Raw genomic sequence first — 19,248 nt, 5'->3', positions numbered from 1 at the left:
GTTAACAAGGTTTTTATTAATTAACATAAATATACTGCATGATGATATAATTGATTTATATTTAATTTATAAAAGGATGGTGTTAATTTTGTTTGAAATACAGTTGAATGACGGACTGAAAATTCCGGCTTTGGGTTTTGGAACGTATACCCTAAATGGAATATATGGATTGGAAATATTGAAAAGAGCAGTGCAAAATGGCTATAATCTTATAGATTCTGCATTTAATTATGAAAATGAAGGAATGATTGGAAAGGCTGTTAAAGAAGTAAGTGTATCAAGAGACAAACTGATAATAACTTCAAAACTTCCAGGAAGGCATCATTCATACAAGGAAGCGGTTCAGACAATTGAAGAATCTCTTTTTAGAGCCGGGCTCGATTATTATGACATTTATTTGATACATTGGCCGAATCCGAGGATAAACCTTTATGTGGAAGCATGGCAGGCTCTTATAGAGGCAAAGAAAAGAGGAATTGTAAGGTCAATAGGCGTATGCAATTTTCTGCCAGAACATATTGAAAGACTTGTCAAAGAGACGGGAGTTGTGCCAAGTATAAATCAAATAGAACTCCATCCGTATTTTAATCAGGAAGCTCAGCGAAAGTACAATAAAAAGCACAATATAGTTACTGAATCATGGAGTCCTCTTGGAAGAGGGAAAAGTGTTTTTAAAGAAAAAATAGTAGAAAAACTGGCACTTAAATACAATAAAAGTGCTTCACAAATAGTATTGAGGTGGCAGATTCAACTTGGAAATGTTCCAATACCAAAAGCAAATTCTACAGGGCATCAAATTGAAAATATCAATATATTTGACTTTGAACTTTCAAATGACGAAATTAATGCAATGAATTCCATTACGCGTGATTGTGGTAGAATTAAAAATCAAGATCCGGCAGTTTATGAAGAATTTTAAATAAAGGCTATGTTAACGAACAGTGTTGATAATATAGCATAAAATAATGGAACTCCTAAAAAGGGGTCCCATTATTTTACTATTCAACTATTTTTTAATATCTTTCTTACTATGTATAATATGAATTATATTTTTATAAACTATTGACAATATGAATTCAATAGACATATAATGAACATATGAACAGATATTCATATGTAGCGTAAAAGCAATCATTAATCATATAGTTGAGAGGGATGGTTATATAATGGACAAGGTGTTGAAAAATCCTGGTAAAAATGGTGTCAAGGTAGTTTGTGAAAACAGGCATAATAGACTTGCACAGCATGATTGCAACTATAAAGGCGTCAAAAAAGAGTTTATTTTAAAAGGACTTGATTGTGCCAATTGTGCAGCAAAAATTGAACGGGAATTAAATCATATTTCTGGTGTAGACTCAGCAATTGTTGACTTTGCTTCGTCAAAACTCTTTATAAATATGGGAGATACCTTGGAACAAGTGCAGCAAATGGAGAAGGTTAAGCAAACTGTAAAAAGAGTCGAGCCCGAGGTTGAATTGCTTGAAGTTGAAGGAAGAGGAGTCAAAGCAGAAGAGCATGAAGAAAAAAGTGGAAAGACAAAGTTTATAAGGCTCGGAATAAGTGCAGGTATATTTTTAGCTGCACTTATATTCAGACCGGAAAGTTATTTAAACGCGGCTTTGTACTTTATAGCTTATTTGCTTGCAGGTGGTGAAGTAATACTTAAAGCATTAAAAAATATAGTCAGAGGTGAAATATTCGATGAAAATTTCTTGATGGTAGTGGCTACGGTTGGTGCATTTTCAATAGGACAGTATCCAGAAGGCGTTGCAGTAATGTTGTTTTACCAGTTGGGTGAAATTTTCCAGGACATGGCTGTGGAAAAATCCAGAAAATCTATTACCAAGCTTATGGATATAAGACCTGACTTTGCGAATTTGAAAACCAACGGGGAGATCAAGAAAGTTTCGCCGGAAGAAGTTTCAATAGGTGACATAATAGTTGTTAAACCGGGAGAAAGAGTGCCAATAGACGGAGTGGTTGTTGAGGGAACTTCAATGATTGACACATCTGCATTGACAGGAGAGTCTGTTCCAAGAAAAGTAGGTTTTAAAGACGATGTTCTTGGTGGAGTTATAAATAAAAATGGAGTTATTACGCTGGAGGTAAAAAAAGAATTTGGAGATTCAACTATTGCAAAGATACTTGATCTTGTTGAAAACGCAAGCAGCAAGAAGGCTCCAACGGAAAACTTCATAACAAAATTTGCAAGATATTATACCCCTATTGTAGTTTTTGCGGCAGTTGCACTGGCTGTCATACCTCCCTTTTTTATAGGAGCAAGCTTTTCACAGTGGCTCTACAGGGCACTTGCATTTCTCGTTGTTTCATGTCCGTGTGCGCTTGTAATATCAATTCCGCTTGGATTCTTTGGTGGAATAGGTGGAGCTTCCAAAAATGGAATACTTGTAAAAGGCGGCAACTATCTTGAAGCATTGAACAATGTTGAGACTGTAGTGTTTGATAAGACAGGAACACTTACAAAAGGTGTTTTTAAAGTTACAGAGGTAAAAGCGCAGAATGATTTTTCAGAAGATAAACTTCTTACTTATGCTGCCTATGCCGAAAGTTATTCAAATCACCCTATTGCAGTTTCCATATTGAAAGAGTATGGCAAAAAAATACCAAAAAATCTAGTGAAAAATTATGAGGAAATAGCAGGAAAGGGAATAAGAGTTGATTTTAATGGGGAAGAGATTCTTGCAGGCAATTTCAAGCTTATGGAAAGTGAGAAGGTATCCTTTGATAAAATTGAGACTTTGGGCACTGTTGTGTATGTTGTTGTGAACAAGATTTATGCAGGAAGTATAGTTATATCAGATGAGATTAAAAATGACTCGAAAAAGGCAATAGAGGATATTAAATCAATTGGAATCAAAAAAACAGTAATGCTTACAGGTGACAGCAAAAAGGTTGCATCAAAAATAGGTATGGAGCTTGGAATGGATGAGATACATGCAGAATTACTCCCGGATCAAAAAGTTATGGAGATAGAAGCTATTGCCGGAAGAAAATCATCAAAGGGGAAACTTGTATTTGTAGGTGATGGAATAAATGATGCTCCGGTACTTGCAAGAGCTGATATAGGTATAGCAATGGGAGGTGTCGGATCGGATGCTGCAATAGAGGCAGCAGATGTTGTAATAATGACGGATGAACCTTCGAAAATAGCAACAGCCATAAAAATAGGCAAGAAGACGAGAAAGATAGTAATGGAGAATATAATATTTGCACTTGGTGTCAAGCTTATACTGCTTATACTTGTAGCCATTGGTATTGGAACAATGTGGGAGGCTGTATTTGGAGATGTGGGGGTTACTTTAATTGCCGTATTGAATTCAATGAGGGCTATGAAAACCGAGAAAATATAAAAAAAGGAGAGTCTTAAAAGATTCTCCTTTTATTTTAATCAATTACCGGATTTTGTATTTTGGTTTGAAGGTGAAGTTGAATCGGTATTGCTGTTTTGAGAATTTGAATCACTGTTGCCTGATGATCCATCGGAACTTGGGGTCTGGTTTTTGTTTGAATTTTGTTTGGAGTCATCTGAATTTGAGCTGCTGTTTTCCGTGTTATCTTTTGAAGAGGTACTTGATTGATTGTCTGTTGAGTTTTCTGAACTTCCTGTACCTGAACTGTTGTCAGACTTATTCTCAGATGAACTACTTGATTTATTGTTGCTGTTTGACGACGACCGAGGAACCTGCGTCTTTAAACTACCTGTAGAGTGACTGTTCTGATTTGTATTGTTTTTTGATTTTACAGGAGTGTCAGAACCTTTGTAAGTAGAGGTATTGGTTGAAGTCCCGGTACTTTTTGCAGGTGTCTTTTTCAAATAATGTACTCCAAGAGTTCCGGCAAATATAACGATAAAAATAAGTAACATGCTTATAAGCGAGGTTCTGTCTATTTTGAAAACATTATTTTTTCTTGAAGAACCTTTTAGCATGCCTTGAAAAGAAGATGATAAACCGTATTTTCCAGAAGAATCTATTTGTTTGAAGTTCTCTGGAGATCTGATAGCAACAATAGGTTTGCTGTGCATTGAATTTTCATCTTCCGTGTATACAGTAGCTGAAAATGTATCTCCCTTGCTTAAAAATGGAATATGAACATCAAGAAAGCTGTTGTTTTGTGAAGACTCAAACTTGAGACCACGCGTTATTTTTGCGTCTGTCATCTTTAATTCAGTTTTAGGACTTTGTATGTTTACAGTAATATTGTGTACTGTTTTTTTTGATAAGCTGCGTATGGTAATCATATATGCGAATATTTTTTTACCATCTTTTTTCATAGGTATCATATTTTTTATGCTGCATAATATTCTTGGAGCCAAATTTTTATAATAATCTAACAATATTCCAGATATGAACGATATTATTATTGTAATAATTGCAGTTTTTATAATACTTAGCATCTTAAATTCCTTCCTTGTTTTTGAATTTGCGTATCTAAATTATAAATTACATATAAAGCTGTGTCAAACTAAAAATAGCCTTTGGAGTTAGCTACAGCCAATGTTTACAAGTTGGTAATAATTTTATTTATATATTATTATGTTTTAAAATCAAGCTTTATGAGGAATATTACATATATTAAAAAGATGATCCCTATTGCTGCAGAGATCATCTTTTTAATGTATGGATGAGGTTTTTTAGTACACTATATGATTTTTAAGCATAAACTCGGCCCATGCCATGACCATTGAAAAACAGGAAATTACTATAACAAGGAATATGGCACCGGTATCATAATTTATCTTTTCGTCTTTGTTTACTACATATGCTCGGAGAATTTCAATACCAAGCAGGATAAAGACAACGGGCCAGAAATTCATTATAAAATTATAATTTATGTTTTTGAAGAATGTATCAATTAAAAATAATACTCCAAATGATACAAGCATTATTCCTGCTGTAAGAGTGCCAACTCGTCTCCCTTTACTCATGATCCATATCCAGCTCCTTTTTCTTTCCAATAATCAATTTTATTCCAGCTGCAATAATAATAATTCCAATTGTTACCTGAGGTGTAACTGAAGCAATAGCATTTATAAAATCGTATGCGTATTGCCCAATATATTCCAGCATCACATATTTAATATTATTCCATATGAGATATATTCCAATCAAAATAACAATTATCCCTAAAAGAAGTCTTCTCTTTTTGAATAATCCCTGATCCAGCTTGAGAAATTTATTGATTGAAAACATATATCCGTCTTCCAATGATTCAAATTGTTCTTCAGATGAAAATTGCTTGTTTATACAGTCAAAGAATGAATAGAACCACACTACAGGTATACTGTATAAAAGAGGTGATATATTAAGCCATGTTGAAAGAAATATGATAAAGAAAAATGCAGACATAAATGACACACCCATCTTCATAAAACCCATATACATATGCCCTGCTCCCGGCAGAAACGAAAAAACAATTGTTAAAAAGTTACCCTTTTTATTTTTCATGATGGAATACCTCCATGTTAATTATATTATTTGTAAAATTCAATAGCTTTGTATTAATTAAATGTATATACTTGTCATTTGGCGGACTAAAATTTGTTGCTTTGGTTTCAATATTGGCTATGAATTTAAAATTACTTGAAAAAACTATCATGAGAGCCAGGCACGCTGCTGTTATAACTCTAAATGAATAAACAAAAAGTTCTCTGTGCTTTTGCGAACTGCTGTGTATTTTGTTTTTTACTTCTTCTTCAAAACCATAGGGAAGATCTAAAAGCTCATTTTCACAGAAGCTTTCCGCAACACGCTGTGCACACTTTTCACAAGCTTGAGTATGCCGGCTGAAATTTTCCAGCTCTTCACTGTTCAGAGATCCGGTTTTAAATTTTTCTATAGATGTTTTACTTATATGCCCTGTTTTGTCGAATAAATAATCAATCAAGTAAATTCCTCCTTCCATAAAACTTTAAGCAGTTTTTTTGCCCTATAGAGCCTGGTTTGAAGTGTTTTTAGATTTTCGCCTGTTTGCTTTGCCATATCTGAAAGCTTCATGTCTTTACAGAAATAGTTTACGGCAACTGTTTTATAAGGGTCTTTTAATTTTCTGCAGAGATTGTATACTTGTTCTGTACTATATTTTATTTCAAGAGTTTCTAATGGCAGGATACTTGAATCTTTAATAGAGTTGTAGTCTTCCAACTCAAGATTTTGTATATCCCTTGCAGGACTTTTAACATAATCCTTACACTTGTTTATTGCAATTTTTACAAGCCAGGCCTTTAAATTTCCTCCATGGAATTTGTGCATATTTTTATATACAGTCAAAAATACTTGCTGTGAAATATCTTCTGCATCGAAGTAATTTCCCGTGTAGGATGTACAAATGGTAATGATTAATCGTCCATATTTTCTCATGCAATTTTCGAATTGTATATTTTCAATGATCACCACCACCTTTCGACCTCTCAATAATATAACGATTTAAAACAGAAAAACACTTCAAGTATTTCTAAAAAATTATTTTATATTAAGTTATGGAGAAATGAGAATTGGGATAAGTAGTTATTTACATAAAAGGTGGAATTAGAAAAATCACAACAACATGGAATCTTATCTTTGAAGTATTCTGAAAAAGTTATTTTGTGTGTATTGTTAGTAATAAGTTTTATTTATAATACATTATTATATTTTGAAATACGACTTTGCGGGAAGTATTGTTTATATACGAATGTTGTGTGTTGCCTTTAAATTTGAGGCAATCACCACTTTTCATGATAAATTGTTTATTATCTATATTCATAGTCATTGAACCCTCTGAAATCAGTATATATTCTTCAATATCATCGTTGTGAGGTTCAGACAGATGGTTGCATCCTGGTTCAAGTTCTATTGTAAATATTTCAAATCCACTATTTGCATCGAAAGGAAATACAGGATAAAGCTTCATTTTGCTTCCTTCTTCTTTAAGAGGAACGATATCTGATTTATGTATTATTTTTAAAGTGTCATTTTCTTCGTTAATAAAAGAAGAAAATGACACTTTAAGGCCTGTTGATATTTTCCACAAGGTAGATACAGTAGGATTTGACAGACCTCTTTCTATTTGACCCAGCATTCCTTTGCTTACACCGGTTAATTTAGATACATTATCAAGACTTAAATTTTTTTTCAATCTCACATCTTTTAATTTGTTGCCTATTATAATATTTAAATTTTTCATAAATATCTCCTCGTATAAGAATTTTGCATTAATTTTATAATAACAAATAACCTTGATAAAATCTATAAACGAAATATATCTATTGTATAATATAATATAATTTTGTATAATATATTATACAAAATTATAGATGGGAAGTAATATTTATGAAAAAAGCAATTTTACTTGGAATAATGGCTTCATTCTTTTTTGCTTTTACGTTTGTCTTGAACCAACAAATGAATTTTCATGGAGGAAGCTGGATATGGAGTGCTTCGCTAAGGTACATTTTTACTCTTCCAATTTTGTTTCTAATCATGGTGGCAAAATGTGAACTTAAGGAAGTAATTCAAGACATAGTTAAACATCCTGCAAGATGGACTATATGGAGCACTGTAGGATTTGGAATGTTTTATGCACCTCTTAGTTTTGCATCTATATATGGACCATCATGGCTTGTTGCAGGAACATGGCAAATAACTATAATTGCAGGAGGACTTCTGTCACCTGTTTTTTTTAAAGAAGTAAATTTAGAAAATAGAGTTGTAAAAGTTAGAAACAAGATACCTAAAAAGGTCATCTCTGTCTCTCTTATAATTCTATCTGGAATATTTTTGATGCAGTTTCAGCAGATACGTCAATTGTCAAGTATGAAACCTGTTATAGGTATTATACCTGTAATTGTTGCAGCTTTTTCATATCCTCTTGGAAACAGGAAAATGATAGAAGCTTGTGGAGGAAAGTTTAATACTTTTCAGAGAGTTTTTGGTATGACATTATGCAGTATGCCTTTTTGGGTTGTATTGTCTGTATTTGGAATTGGGTATGTAGGTCTTCCAAGCAAAGGTCAGGCAATCCAGTCATTTATAGTTGCAGTTTGCTCGGGAGTAGTTGCAACGGTATTATTTTTTAGAGCAACTGATATTGTAAGCAGTAGTCAGAAAAAACTTGCAGCAGTTGAATGTACACAGTCTGGAGAAGTAATATTTACATTACTTGGAGGAGTTCTATTTTTCAATGATAAAATACCCACAAAGCTGGATCTTATAGGCATAACATTTATTGTTGTTGGAATGATTTTAAATAGCTGCACTGCAGAAAAAACTGAAGATAATTTTACTCAGCAGTTACCTAATACAGGACATTGATTTAATGAATATATTTACAGTTATCAAATTTATTTTTTTGTAAATAATATTTTTGAATACAATATTATTAATAGCTGGAGGTATATAATTTGAAAATAAAACGTAGATTTATCCCGACAATTTGTATTTTTATAATTTTTATTTTCATATTTGAAAATATAACAGTTAAATTTGTTGAAGCAGAAGAGAACTTCAAAGATGATAAAAAAATAATATATCTTACTTTTGATGATGGTCCAAGTACGATTACAAATAGGGTACTTGAAATATTAAAAAATGAAAATGTAAAAGCCACATTTTTTCTAATTGGAAATCAGATAAAACCAAATGAAGATGTAGTGAGGAAAATATATACTCAAGGACATGGAATAGGCCTCCATACATATACTCATAAAACATCGTGTATATATTCCAGTTATCAGGCTTTTGTAAAAGAAATGGAGGAGACTGCAAATGAAATTCAAAGAGTCGTTGGAATAAGGCCGAATATAATGAGATTTCCTGGAGGAAGCTGGAAACGCCTAAATCATGAAAATCTTTTAAAACTTCATAAAGCCAATTATAGAATATACGATTGGAATATGGTAACCTCTGATGGAATAAATCCAAGAACACCAGTCGGGAAACTTATCAGGCAAGCCACTGGCAAAAAAGAAAAGCCAAGTAGAATAATACTTTTGATGCACTGTGATTATACAAATAAAAATACTTGCGAGGCACTTCCGCAAATTATAAAATATTATAAAAATCACAATTACGAATTCAAAGTAATTACAAAGGATACCAAAGAGTTATATTTTCCAATTTATAAAAAATAAATTTATATTGAAAAACAGGTCTTAGGTAAAGAATTATATACTTTTTTTTATTTTGGTAAAATTAAATGGCATTGACAAAACTTTTAAAGTATGTATAATGTAGCTTATAAGTAATTTAATATGTAAAATACATTGAAAGAGGAAAGTAATTTAATGTTGGATTTAAAGAGAAGAAATGAATGGTGAAAAATTTCTAAATTTCTATTTAAATGAAGTGCCCTCTTGAGTTATGTTTCGAAATAATAGTAGACTGCATCGTATTCACACGTTATAGTGAAAGGACATTGATTGTGTCTAAAAGCAAAAAATAGGATTTTAACAATCCGATTAGAGTGGAATAGCGAAAATGAAACTTCGTCTCTGTAAATTATGGAGATGAAGTTTTTTTATTATAAAAAATACAAATTTATTGAATTGGATACATAGTATTCAATAATTTTATAGAAAAACTTATGACTATGTTGGTTAAAAGTAATTTTTATATAAAGGGGAAATAAATATGAAATCTAATGTTAGCAAGAGTGGATCAGTAGGAAAAAAAATAAATTACATCATACTGCCAATATTGATTATTTTAATATGGGAATTTGTTAGTAAATTTGGACTAGTACCGTCCATATTGCTGCCGCCAATTTCAAGTGTGGTCAAGTCCTTTGTATCTCAAATACAGAGTGGACAACTGTTAAATGATTTAATTTCGAGTTTATCAAGAGTAATAAAAGGGTATTTAGGTGGGGCTGTTTTTGGAATAGTTTTTGGAATTGCGATGGGAATATCAAGAAGAACGAATAATTTTTTTACAATAATATTTAACAGCGTAAGGCAAATACCACCACTTGCATGGATACCACTTTTTATATTGTGGTTTGGTATAGGAGAAACTTCGAAGGTTATCATGATTGCCATGGGAGCATTCTTTGCAGTTTTGTTAAATACTATAAATGGTATAGTAAGTGTTCCTAAAGAGTATATTGAAGTTGCAAAATTGTACAAGATAAAAAAGTTGGACTTGTTTAGAAAGGTTTATCTGCCTTCAGCTGTACCTAGTATATTTGTTGGATTGAGACTTGGTGCTGGTTCATCATGGATGTCAGTAGTTGCAGCAGAAATGATAGCTTCAAGTTCCGGAATTGGCTACAGGATAAATGATGCAAGAAGCCTTATGCAGCCGGATGTTGTCATAGTTGGTATGTTTGTAATAGGTATAATAGGACTTCTAATGGATGTAGGACTTAGAAAGTTATCTAAAGCAGTAACAAAGTGGCAGACAGTTTAAGGAGGAGTAGATGTGAGTTTCCAAAATGGAGAATTAAAAGTGAGTAATTTGGATAAAAGTTATATTGTTGACAATAAACAAATGAGGATATTGGATAATGTAAATTTTTCTGCAAAGAAGGGTGAGTTTGTCAGCATCATAGGTCACAGCGGATGCGGCAAGAGTACATTACTCAAAATAATAGCAGGATTGGTAGGATACAATGTAGGCTCCGTTGTTCTAAATGGATCGGAGATAAAAGAAGTAGTTCAAAATGGTACGGATGTGGGAATGGTATTTCAGGATCATAGGTTATTGCCGTGGCTTACTGTCAAGGAAAATATTAAATTTGGCTTATATGGAATTTCGAAGGAGGAAGAAGAAAAACTTGTGATGGATCATATTGAACTTGTTGGACTAAAGGGATTTGAAAACGCATATCCAAAACAATTGTCAGGAGGTATGGCTCAGAGAGCGGCTATTGCAAGAGCATTGGTTCACAGACCAAAGGTTTTGCTTTTGGATGAACCTTTCGGGGCACTGGATGCTCTTACAAGGCTTCAGATGCAAAAGGAAATTTTGAAAATCTGGCAAAAAGAAAAAACTACCATGCTGCTTGTTACCCATGATATAGATGAAGCAATATATTTAAGCGATAAAATTTTAATAATGTCGTCGAGACCTTCAGAGGTGAAGATAGAGCTTGATATAGAACTTGAAAGGCCTAGAGACAGAAACAGCAATGAATTTTCTGAAATAAGAAAAAAAATATATACAGAGTTTTTTGGAAGCAATTATAGTATTTAATTGATTATAGGGGGGCGGAATAATTATGAAAAAGAAATTTATTTCAGTAATATTAATGGCAATTTTAGTTTTCGGAATTACTGCTTGTTCCAATGGAGCGGACAGTTCAAAAAATGATGGAAAAACAAAAGTGGTTAGACTTGGATATCCTGGAACTCAGTATTCTATGACCGGGATAACAGGTATAGCCCAGCAAAAAAAGTTTTTTGAAAGTGAGCTCAAAAAAGTGGGTTATACTATAGAATATGTTCCATTTTCGGCACAGGGGCCTGCAGTAAATGAAGCTTTATTAAGTAAAAAAATTGATTTTGCAATGTATGCTGATTTTCCAGGAATTATATTGAAGTCAAAAGGTGCTGATATAAGTCTTCTTGGAACAACCGAGGATAAGATACATTCGACTATAGTTGTTAAGAAAGATAATAACAGTATAAAGTCTGTAAAAGATCTTAAAGGCAAAAAGGTAGGTTTTGCAAAAGGGACCTATGCACAAAAATTTCTATTTGAAATACTGAAGAAAAATAATATTTCAGAGAAGGATGTACAACTTGTAAATGTTACTACAGATGCTGAATCGTCACTTTTGTCTGGAAATCTTGATGCAGTTGTTTTGACTGATTCTTCGGCACTCTTGCTTACCGAAACTGAAAAAGTTGCAAGGAATGTAATAAGCTCAAGAGAATATCCAGAGCTCAGTGCACAGAATATATTTGTAGGTTCAAATAGTTATATAAAGAATAATCCCGAGGCAACTACAGCAATTTTTAGGGCTTTGATGGATGCAAAAGAGTATTTTAAGACAAATCCTGATGAAAGCTACAAACTGCTTACAAAATCAGGTTTGAGTTTGAATGCAATAAAGCAGGAATACAGCAGCAATGCACCAAACTTTGATATTTTTACAGTAGAGACAAGCAAGGATTCAATAAAGAAACTTGATCAAACGCAGAAATTTTTGCTGGATCAGAAATTCATAACACAAAAATTTGATTCCGAAAAGTGGCTGGACAATTCATATTATGAAAAGGCAAACAAGCAATCATTAAAAAAATAAATTGGAGGTAATAGATTATGGGATATCCAAGTATTTATCCGACAGGAGTTACGATTTACAATCCAGAAAAGGCATGGAGCGGGTATACAGTTTTTCAGGCCAAGGAATTGGGAGCATTACTCATTGATATGAGCGGTAGAGAGGTGCAGTTATGGAAAAATGTTCATGGTTTTCCAAACAAGATATTGCCGGGAGGATATGTTGTTGGAAGCAGTGGAGAGAGAAATTCAAAATATGGATTTCAGGATATGACCGATCTTATTCAAGTTGACTGGGAGGGAAATGTGGTTTGGAAGTTTGACAAACATGAATATATAGAAGATCCTGGAGAAAAACCGAGATGGATGCTTAGGCAGCATCACGACTACCAGAGGGAGGGAAATCCTGTAGGATACTATGTACCTGGTATGGAACCTAAAACAGATGGGGGAAATACTATTATATTGTGCCATGATAATGTGAAAAATGGCAGAATATCAGATAAAGTACTGCTGGATGATAAAATTATTGAAGTTGACTGGAAAGGAAATATTGTATGGACCTGGAATGCCACAAATCATTTTGATGAGTTTGGATTTGATGAAGAGGCAAAAAATGTTTTATACCGAAATCCAAATATGAGAACTGCAGGTGGCGGAGTAGGCGACTGGCTTCATATAAACTCCATTTCTCTACTAGGACCGAACAGATGGTTTGACAATGGAGATGAGAGATTTAATCCGGATAATATCATATTTGACAGCAGGGAGGCAAATATACTTGGCATAATAAGCAAAAAAACAGGAAAAATTGTGTGGAAAATGGGACCGAGGTATGACACAGACAGCAGACTCGGCGAAATTGGATGGATTATAGGGCAGCACAATGTGCATATGATACCTAGAGGACTTCCAGGCGAAGGAAATATACTTGTTTTTGATAATGGAGGCTGGGCAGGATACGGAGCTCCTAATCCGGGATCACCTACTGGAAATAGAAATGCCTTGAGGGATTATTCAAGAGTAATTGAATTTGATCCGGTTGCCTTCAAAATTGTATGGCAGTATTCACCTAAGGAGGCAGGTTTTATAGTCCCGCTTGATGCAGCAAGATTTTACAGTCCGTTTATAAGCAATGCACAGCGTCTGCCAAACGGCAATACGATTATAACCGAAGGATCTGACGGACGTATTATAGAAGTTACGAAAGATCATGAGATAGTTTGGGAATATATAAGCCCATATGAGGGAGATGGAACTTCTAAGATGAATATGGTGTATAGGTCATATAGAATACCGTATGAGTATATTCCACAGCTTGAGAAACCTGATGAAAAGCCTATCCTAAAACTGGATAAAAACACATTTAGAGTACCAGGGGCGGCTAAACCTGGTGCAGTGAGGGAAATACATGTGGCTGGAACAGAAGAATATGAAAAGAAGGAATCCAATTTTTGTGTAATAACGGACGATGAATTGGATGATGAGAAAAAAATGTATTAGAGATTAGATTATGTTTGAAAGGCTTGAGTGATTTTTATATCATTTAAGCCTTATTTTATTTAAAAAAATTGTACACGATTACAAACATTCGGTTATATTGTAATAATATAAGTATATATAATAAGTTTTGTAATTTTGAAATTTTATGATGGATGTGAATGCCGTATTTTAGAGGAATTTGGAGATGAGGATTGTAATTGGTATGCATTTTGCTAGTATAATATGCTGTAAAGGAGGTGAATATGATGAAAGACAATATTAACATATTATGTTGCTGTGGGGCAGGAATAGCTACATCAAACTATTTGAAAGAAGAAATAGAAGACAGAATGAAAGCTGAAAAAATAAAAAACGTAAAAGTTAAGATATGCAGGGTCACTGATCTTGAAGAACAAGTGGGAAATGCAGACCTTATTGCTACAACAGTAGAAATGAAAAATTCTTATGATGTACCTATGGTAAGGGCACTTGGAATAATGCTGGATGATGATGCAGCACAAAAGGCACTTGATGAAATTGTATCAATTGTAAAATCACTTTAGTTTCAAATTAATAGCGCTATTAAAATTATAAGGTGGGTGTGTTAGAAGTTTAAATTGAATGGAATGGAGGATTAATATGGGAATAATAGAAAAGATAACAAATGCAATGCATGTTTTCTTCGGCTTTAGCTCTAATGTGACTATAGTAGGACTTTTCATAATAATTGTTTTATTTGTGAGGGTACCTCTTAAAAAGGGTATACTTGGAGCTCTAAAGGTTTCTATAGGACTTCAGGGTATAATGCTTATAGTAAATCTTATACAGCAGGCAATGGCACAGCCTGTGAGCAATATAGTGAAAATATACGGCTTTAATAAAAGCGTTGTAGATATAGGATGGGGATGTCTTACTTATGCTTTTGGAAATACATACGGTTATTTTGGAGTACTGCTATTTCTTATATTAAATGTATTTCTTGTTTATATAAGATTTTTGCAAACCGTGTATGTGGATATATTTAATACTTGGAGGGCAATGCTTCTCGGCGGACTTGTGGGAGTGGCTTCAAATAATTTCTGGATGGCTACTTTGGCAGTTATCGTATTTCTTTTAATTGACACAAAGGCTGCAGATATTGCAGCACCTCATATAGAGAAAGTAAATAATTTCCCACCGGGAGGTTCCTGGCCGCATGGAAGTCACTTTTCCTTTCAGGCATGTATTGCCATACCAATAGAATGGGTTTTGAAGAGGGTACCTGTAGTAAAAGACATCAATATTAAAGCTGAAACTATAGAGGAGAAATTTGGAGTACTAGGAGATAGCACTGTAATGGGGGCACTTGTTGGCATATTTATAGGTCTTATAAGCCAGATTGGTATTATGCCATCGCTGCTTTTGGGAGTTGAGATGTCGGCTGCATTCTTGCTTCTTCCGAGGATGGCATCAATTCTTGTAGAAGGTTGGTTTCCGATTATTAAGGCTGCGAGGAAACTTTTAACTTCAAAATTGCATAGAAATGATGTTCGTATAGCACTTGACTGCTCAACAGTAATAGGGCATCCGGCAGTTACACCGACTACACTTATTATGTATCCTATAGCATTGTTTATTTCTCTTGTATTACCTGGAAATACCATGATTGCATCTGTGAGCTTGATAATAGTTTTATGGGAAAGTGCCGCTGTAAATTCAATAACTGAAGGAAATATATTCCATAATATAATTATAGAATCAATTATAATATGTTTGTTCTGCTGGGGTGCAAGTTATATGTCTCAACCTATGACGGCACTTGCAGGAACCATGAAGTACGATGTTGCAAAAGGGGCGATATCAGCATGGGATGCAACAGGAACACCGCTTGTTGCGGCAGTTTATAAAATATTTAGTCTTATATTTGGATTCTAGTTTGAATGTTTAGAAGGAGGAACTTTATGGACAAGACAATTCAAGGAGTATATTATGATGTGCTTAGAATAAATTCTGTAGATACAAAAGAAGGTGTAATAACATATCTTTCAGATTACCTGAAGGATAGAGGATGTGTAAATGACAAGTATGTTGATGCAACCATAAATAGAGAACATATATATCCAACAGGACTTCCAACCAAGCCTATAGGTATAGCTGTTCCGCATTCAGAACGGGAGAATGTAATAAAACCGGCTGTTATAATGGGTATACTTGATAATCCAGTTGAATTTATGAAAATGGAAGACAGTAGTTCAAGCATGGAGGCTGGAATAGTTTTTTTACTTGCATTAAAAGGTGAGGATAGTCATTTGAATTATTTAAAAAATATAGTCAATTACTGCAAAAATCAACAAAATATAAAAAAATTGTATTATTCAAATACACACGATGAAGCCTTCAACATATTTATGTCTGATATACTAAGAATTGGGTAGTTTTGACATATATACATTAACTTGTAGGTGCATAAAATCTAAATTTATATTAAAATTAGATAGTTGAAAAAGTATAATGTAAGAGCTATTTGTTTTGTGAATTAGGATTTGCAGGACAAATAGCATTGATCATACTTCAAATAGCATATTTGGAGGTTAGCAAGTATATGAATGAGAATAATTTAAAAAAAGTAAAAAACATAATAGAAAATGAAGATGTTAGAAATCCATTAAGTGATGATGAAATATCAAAAAGGCTTTCAGTACTAAGGGAAACTGTTACAAACTTAAGGCATGAATTAAAATTTCCGAATTCAAGACAGAGAAAAAAGATTGCTATAATAAAGTTTATAAAATTGGAGAAGGAGAAAAATTCAAAGTTAGATTCAAAGCAAATTACGATTAAACTTGTGAAGAGTGGATTTGATGTATCTTCCAGCTATATAAACAAGATATTGAATGAATACAGTGAAAATCTCAAGCTGATAGAAAAAAAGGATATGGAACAAAAAAAAGAAATTGATATTTTCAGCAGTCTTGTAGGGTATGATGGAAGCTTGAGAAAGTGTATAAAACAAGCAAAAGCATCTGTATTGTATCCACCATTCGGTCTTTCAACACTTATAATCGGCGAAAGTGGTACTGGAAAAACTCTTTTTGTAGAGTATATGCATAAGTATGCGGTATCCAAAGGCGTGATTGACAAAAATGCACCTTTTATAGCATTGAATTGTGCTGATTATGGCGACAATCCACAACTTCTTCTTTCAATATTATATGGTTATAAAAAAGGTTCTTTTACAGGGGCAGATGAAGACGAGGAAGGGCTTGTTGAGAAGGCAAACAACGGTATGCTTTTCTTAGATGAAATACACAGACTCCCGCCAAAAGGCCAGGAAATATTATTTTCGCTTCTTGACAAGGGAACATTCAAAAGGCTTGGTGAAACATATAATGACAGAAAGGCAAATGTATTTTTTATAGGCGCGACTACAGAAGATATTGAATCAGTGCTTCTTACAAGTTTTAGAAGAAGAATTCCAATGCTTATTTCAATACCGTCTCTAAAAGATAGATCTATAAGAGAAAAAGTCAGACTTATATATACATTTTTTCAGATGGAAGCAGACAGGACAAATTCTAATATATTTGTAAGTGACAAAATAATAAAGTCTTTTGCACTCAAAAGTTACCAGGGCAATATAGGTCAGATAAAAAGTGAAATTCAGGTAACTTGTGCCAATGCCTATATAGACAAGATAAATTCAGGAAAAGATGAAATAGATATAGGTCTTAATGAGATGCTCTATAACAATTTTTTCAGTGAAGATGCTATAATAAACAATTATGATATATCTGAGCTTAATATGATTATAAATGATAAACTTTTTGTTCCAAAGAGTATTGTGGGTGTTGGAGGTACTGATGTTGCAGATGAAACTAAGTATTCTCTGCCGAGGGATATATATGAGAAAATAGAAAATAAATATAATCAACTGAAGCGAATGGATTTGTCTCAGAAAGAAATGGAAAAGATAATGTGGTCTTTTATTATAAAAAATTTCAACAATATAGATTTTGAAGGAGAGAAAAAAGGCATAATTCATTTTGACAGTTTGAAGTACATTATAAAGGATAATATATTAAACATCTTAAAAAAATTTATCCAAGAATTAAAAGTCAAGTACAATAATCGGAGTATAAATAAAAATTTTATAATATACCTTGCAATTCATATAAATGAGGCAGTAAAGAGAATACGTTATAAATTTGAAATAATAAATCCAAATATATCATATATCAAAGAAAACATGAAAGAGGAGTACCAGCTTGCAGCAAAGCTTGCGCTGGAAATTGAAAAATGTGAAAAAATAGGAATACCAGAAGATGAAATAGGTTTTATTGCAATATACGTAAAAAAAATAATTGAAACAAAAATTAAAAGAAAAAAAATAGGAATAATTGTGATATGTCATGGTAAAATAGCAACTGAAATGGTTGCTGTTGTCAATAAGCTCATGAATATAAATTCACCTATTGCAATAGATATGCCGCTTGAAGTAAATCCAAGCAAAATATTTGAGAAAACAATAGAAATATCAAAAATACTTAACAATGATAAAGGCATACTTTTTCTTGTTGATATGGGTTCGCTTGTAAATATAGGCGAGGAAATAAATAAGAAGACGGGGATAAAAACGAGAACCATAGACAGGATAGACCTTCTTACTGTGCTTGAGGCTGTGAGAAAGGTATATGTTGAAGAAGAAAAGGGACTTGATGATATATACTATGAATTGATAAATTCAAAATACAAGTTTCAAATGATTTATGCAAATCATTCAAGGAAACCTCCTGCTGTTATAGCGATGTGTCTCACCGGTAGGGGAATAGCACAAAATATAAAGAACACTTTGGAGAGAAATTATAAATATGTAAAGATATTTACTCTCAGTCTTATTGATGAAAATTTGAAAGACAGGATAGAACAGCTTAAAGTTGATTACAATATTGTTGCCATAGTTGGAACCATAAATCCTGGAATAGAAGGAATAAAATTTGTACCTTTTGAACAGGATTTCGAAAGAAATGAGAAGGTATTTTTGGATTACATTTTAAAACAGAATTGTAGAATTGGCTTGAGTGGAATAGTTGATGAAAAATTTATAATGCTTGATTATGATATGAATACCAAGCATCAAATACTTGAAACAATGTGTGAAGTCCTGTTCAACAATGGTTATGTAAAAAAAGAATATATTAATTCTGTTTTAGAAAGAGAGAAGGTAAATACTACGTATTTTAAGGGCGATATAGCAATTCCACACGGATTATCGGCATATGTCAATAAATCATGTATAGTATTTATGAGACTAAAAAGCCCTGTAAAATGGGATAATGATGGAAGAATGGCAAATTTGATATGTATGCTTGCAATAAGTGACAGCGATATAAATACAGTTACGGAACTTTTTAAAATATTAAAACAGCGTGACAAAGTTAAACAGCTGATGAAGGCAAAAACATCAGTTGAATTTATGGAAATAATCGAGAAATGTGATTGATTTAAAACAAAATAGATTTTAGTTGAATAGTGAAAGTGAATTCGGCTTAAAACCGTTGTATTT

General features: G+C 33.0%; 18 protein-coding genes and 1 other annotated feature. Of the genes, 12 read left to right on the top strand and 6 right to left on the bottom strand.

Annotated features, from left to right (window positions below; translation table 11 throughout):
* The first annotated feature begins 76 nt into the window (after positions 1–76).
* Together AC4CVH_RS03910 and AC4CVH_RS03905 are read left to right on the top strand one after the other, a co-directional pair.
* Complete coding sequence (locus AC4CVH_RS03910) at positions 77–919, top strand: aldo/keto reductase (protein WP_490786429.1); 843 nt, start codon at positions 77–79, stop codon at positions 917–919.
* Between the two features lie 247 nt (positions 920–1,166).
* The gene (locus AC4CVH_RS03905; protein WP_490786428.1) at positions 1,167–3,371 is read left to right on the top strand and encodes a heavy metal translocating P-type ATPase; all 2,205 of its coding nucleotides are present in this window, start codon (positions 1,167–1,169) and stop codon (positions 3,369–3,371) included.
* Between the two features lie 38 nt (positions 3,372–3,409).
* Here the strand turns inward: AC4CVH_RS03905 and AC4CVH_RS03900 are convergent, their stop codons facing one another.
* The 6 genes from AC4CVH_RS03900 to AC4CVH_RS03875 form a co-directional block, all read right to left on the bottom strand.
* Complete coding sequence (locus tag AC4CVH_RS03900; RefSeq protein WP_490786427.1) at positions 3,410–4,417, bottom strand: hypothetical protein; 1,008 nt, start codon at positions 4,415–4,417, stop codon at positions 3,410–3,412.
* Positions 4,418–4,654: 237 nt separating this feature from the next.
* On the bottom strand, positions 4,655–4,948 hold the full coding sequence (locus AC4CVH_RS03895; RefSeq protein ID WP_490786426.1) for a LiaI-LiaF-like domain-containing protein: 294 nt from the start codon (positions 4,946–4,948) through the stop codon (positions 4,655–4,657).
* Positions 4,941–5,468 (bottom strand): hypothetical protein, encoded by a 528-nt coding sequence (locus tag AC4CVH_RS03890; protein ID WP_490786425.1) that lies wholly within the window; start codon positions 5,466–5,468, stop codon positions 4,941–4,943. Before AC4CVH_RS03890 ends, AC4CVH_RS03895 begins: the two co-directional genes overlap by 8 nt.
* Positions 5,458–5,907: a hypothetical protein gene (locus AC4CVH_RS03885; protein WP_490786424.1), complete on the bottom strand. Its 450-nt coding sequence runs from the start codon at positions 5,905–5,907 to the stop codon at positions 5,458–5,460. Before AC4CVH_RS03885 ends, AC4CVH_RS03890 begins: the two co-directional genes overlap by 11 nt.
* Positions 5,904–6,416 (bottom strand): sigma-70 family RNA polymerase sigma factor, encoded by a 513-nt coding sequence (locus tag AC4CVH_RS03880; RefSeq protein ID WP_490786669.1) that lies wholly within the window; start codon positions 6,414–6,416, stop codon positions 5,904–5,906. Before AC4CVH_RS03880 ends, AC4CVH_RS03885 begins: the two co-directional genes overlap by 4 nt.
* A 214-nt stretch (positions 6,417–6,630) precedes the next feature.
* Entirely contained in the window at positions 6,631–7,185 is a 555-nt protein-coding gene (locus tag AC4CVH_RS03875; RefSeq protein ID WP_490786423.1) for a helix-turn-helix domain-containing protein, read from the bottom strand.
* Positions 7,186–7,331: 146 nt separating this feature from the next.
* Between AC4CVH_RS03875 and AC4CVH_RS03870 the strand changes: the two genes are divergently transcribed.
* From AC4CVH_RS03870 to AC4CVH_RS03825, 10 genes are all read left to right on the top strand, one after another.
* On the top strand, positions 7,332–8,312 hold the full coding sequence (locus AC4CVH_RS03870) for a DMT family transporter (protein WP_490786422.1): 981 nt from the start codon (positions 7,332–7,334) through the stop codon (positions 8,310–8,312).
* 89 nt (positions 8,313–8,401) lie between these two features.
* Positions 8,402–9,130, top strand: a complete 729-nt coding sequence (locus tag AC4CVH_RS03865; protein WP_490786421.1) for a polysaccharide deacetylase family protein — start codon at positions 8,402–8,404, stop codon at positions 9,128–9,130.
* 123 nt (positions 9,131–9,253) lie between these two features.
* Positions 9,254–9,495, top strand: a binding site (T-box leader).
* Positions 9,496–9,629: 134 nt separating this feature from the next.
* Positions 9,630–10,406 (top strand): ABC transporter permease, encoded by a 777-nt coding sequence (locus AC4CVH_RS03860; protein ID WP_490786420.1) that lies wholly within the window; start codon positions 9,630–9,632, stop codon positions 10,404–10,406.
* 12 nt (positions 10,407–10,418) lie between these two features.
* Positions 10,419–11,192 carry an ABC transporter ATP-binding protein gene (locus tag AC4CVH_RS03855; protein ID WP_490786419.1) on the top strand — a complete coding sequence of 258 codons (774 nt, stop codon included), beginning with the start codon at positions 10,419–10,421 and terminating at the stop codon, positions 11,190–11,192.
* A 25-nt stretch (positions 11,193–11,217) separates the two neighbouring features.
* Entirely contained in the window at positions 11,218–12,246 is a 1,029-nt protein-coding gene (locus AC4CVH_RS03850) for an aliphatic sulfonate ABC transporter substrate-binding protein (RefSeq protein WP_490786418.1), read from the top strand.
* 17 nt (positions 12,247–12,263) lie between these two features.
* Positions 12,264–13,727: an aryl-sulfate sulfotransferase gene (locus tag AC4CVH_RS03845; protein WP_490786417.1), complete on the top strand. Its 1,464-nt coding sequence runs from the start codon at positions 12,264–12,266 to the stop codon at positions 13,725–13,727.
* A gap of 245 nt (positions 13,728–13,972) precedes the next feature.
* Positions 13,973–14,269, top strand: a complete 297-nt coding sequence (locus AC4CVH_RS03840; RefSeq protein ID WP_490786416.1) for a PTS sugar transporter subunit IIB — start codon at positions 13,973–13,975, stop codon at positions 14,267–14,269.
* A gap of 76 nt (positions 14,270–14,345) precedes the next feature.
* Positions 14,346–15,620: a PTS transporter subunit IIC gene (locus AC4CVH_RS03835; protein WP_490786415.1), complete on the top strand. Its 1,275-nt coding sequence runs from the start codon at positions 14,346–14,348 to the stop codon at positions 15,618–15,620.
* Positions 15,621–15,646: 26 nt separating this feature from the next.
* On the top strand, positions 15,647–16,120 hold the full coding sequence (locus tag AC4CVH_RS03830; RefSeq protein WP_490786414.1) for a PTS sugar transporter subunit IIA: 474 nt from the start codon (positions 15,647–15,649) through the stop codon (positions 16,118–16,120).
* Positions 16,121–16,287: 167 nt separating this feature from the next.
* Entirely contained in the window at positions 16,288–19,185 is a 2,898-nt protein-coding gene (locus AC4CVH_RS03825; protein ID WP_490786413.1) for a sigma 54-interacting transcriptional regulator, read from the top strand.
* Positions 19,186–19,248 lie beyond the last annotated feature (63 nt).

The sequence above is a fragment of the Clostridium pabulibutyricum genome (assembly GCF_058242705.1).
Note: the sequence above shows the minus strand (reverse complement) of the source record. Positions and strands in the feature narration are given on the sequence as shown.

What these genes read in the sequence shown, in the direction of transcription:
- AC4CVH_RS03870 (WP_490786422.1), top strand. Translation starts at nt 7,332, where the DNA reads ATGAAAAAAGCAATTTTACTTGGAATAATGGCTTCATTCTTTTTTGCT.
- AC4CVH_RS03830 (WP_490786414.1), top strand. Translation starts at nt 15,647, where the DNA reads ATGGACAAGACAATTCAAGGAGTATATTATGATGTGCTTAGAATAAAT.
- AC4CVH_RS03905 (WP_490786428.1), top strand. Translation starts at nt 1,167, where the DNA reads ATGGACAAGGTGTTGAAAAATCCTGGTAAAAATGGTGTCAAGGTAGTT.
- AC4CVH_RS03840 (WP_490786416.1), top strand. Translation starts at nt 13,973, where the DNA reads ATGAAAGACAATATTAACATATTATGTTGCTGTGGGGCAGGAATAGCT.
- AC4CVH_RS03845 (WP_490786417.1), top strand. Translation starts at nt 12,264, where the DNA reads ATGGGATATCCAAGTATTTATCCGACAGGAGTTACGATTTACAATCCA.
- AC4CVH_RS03890 (WP_490786425.1), bottom strand. Translation starts at nt 5,468, where the DNA reads ATGAAAAATAAAAAGGGTAACTTTTTAACAATTGTTTTTTCGTTTCTG.
- AC4CVH_RS03835 (WP_490786415.1), top strand. Translation starts at nt 14,346, where the DNA reads ATGGGAATAATAGAAAAGATAACAAATGCAATGCATGTTTTCTTCGGC.
- AC4CVH_RS03875 (WP_490786423.1), bottom strand. Translation starts at nt 7,185, where the DNA reads ATGAAAAATTTAAATATTATAATAGGCAACAAATTAAAAGATGTGAGA.
- AC4CVH_RS03850 (WP_490786418.1), top strand. Translation starts at nt 11,218, where the DNA reads ATGAAAAAGAAATTTATTTCAGTAATATTAATGGCAATTTTAGTTTTC.
- AC4CVH_RS03900 (WP_490786427.1), bottom strand. Translation starts at nt 4,417, where the DNA reads ATGCTAAGTATTATAAAAACTGCAATTATTACAATAATAATATCGTTC.
- AC4CVH_RS03825 (WP_490786413.1), top strand. Translation starts at nt 16,288, where the DNA reads ATGAATGAGAATAATTTAAAAAAAGTAAAAAACATAATAGAAAATGAA.
- AC4CVH_RS03910 (WP_490786429.1), top strand. Translation starts at nt 77, where the DNA reads ATGGTGTTAATTTTGTTTGAAATACAGTTGAATGACGGACTGAAAATT.
- AC4CVH_RS03895 (WP_490786426.1), bottom strand. Translation starts at nt 4,948, where the DNA reads ATGAGTAAAGGGAGACGAGTTGGCACTCTTACAGCAGGAATAATGCTT.
- AC4CVH_RS03860 (WP_490786420.1), top strand. Translation starts at nt 9,630, where the DNA reads ATGAAATCTAATGTTAGCAAGAGTGGATCAGTAGGAAAAAAAATAAAT.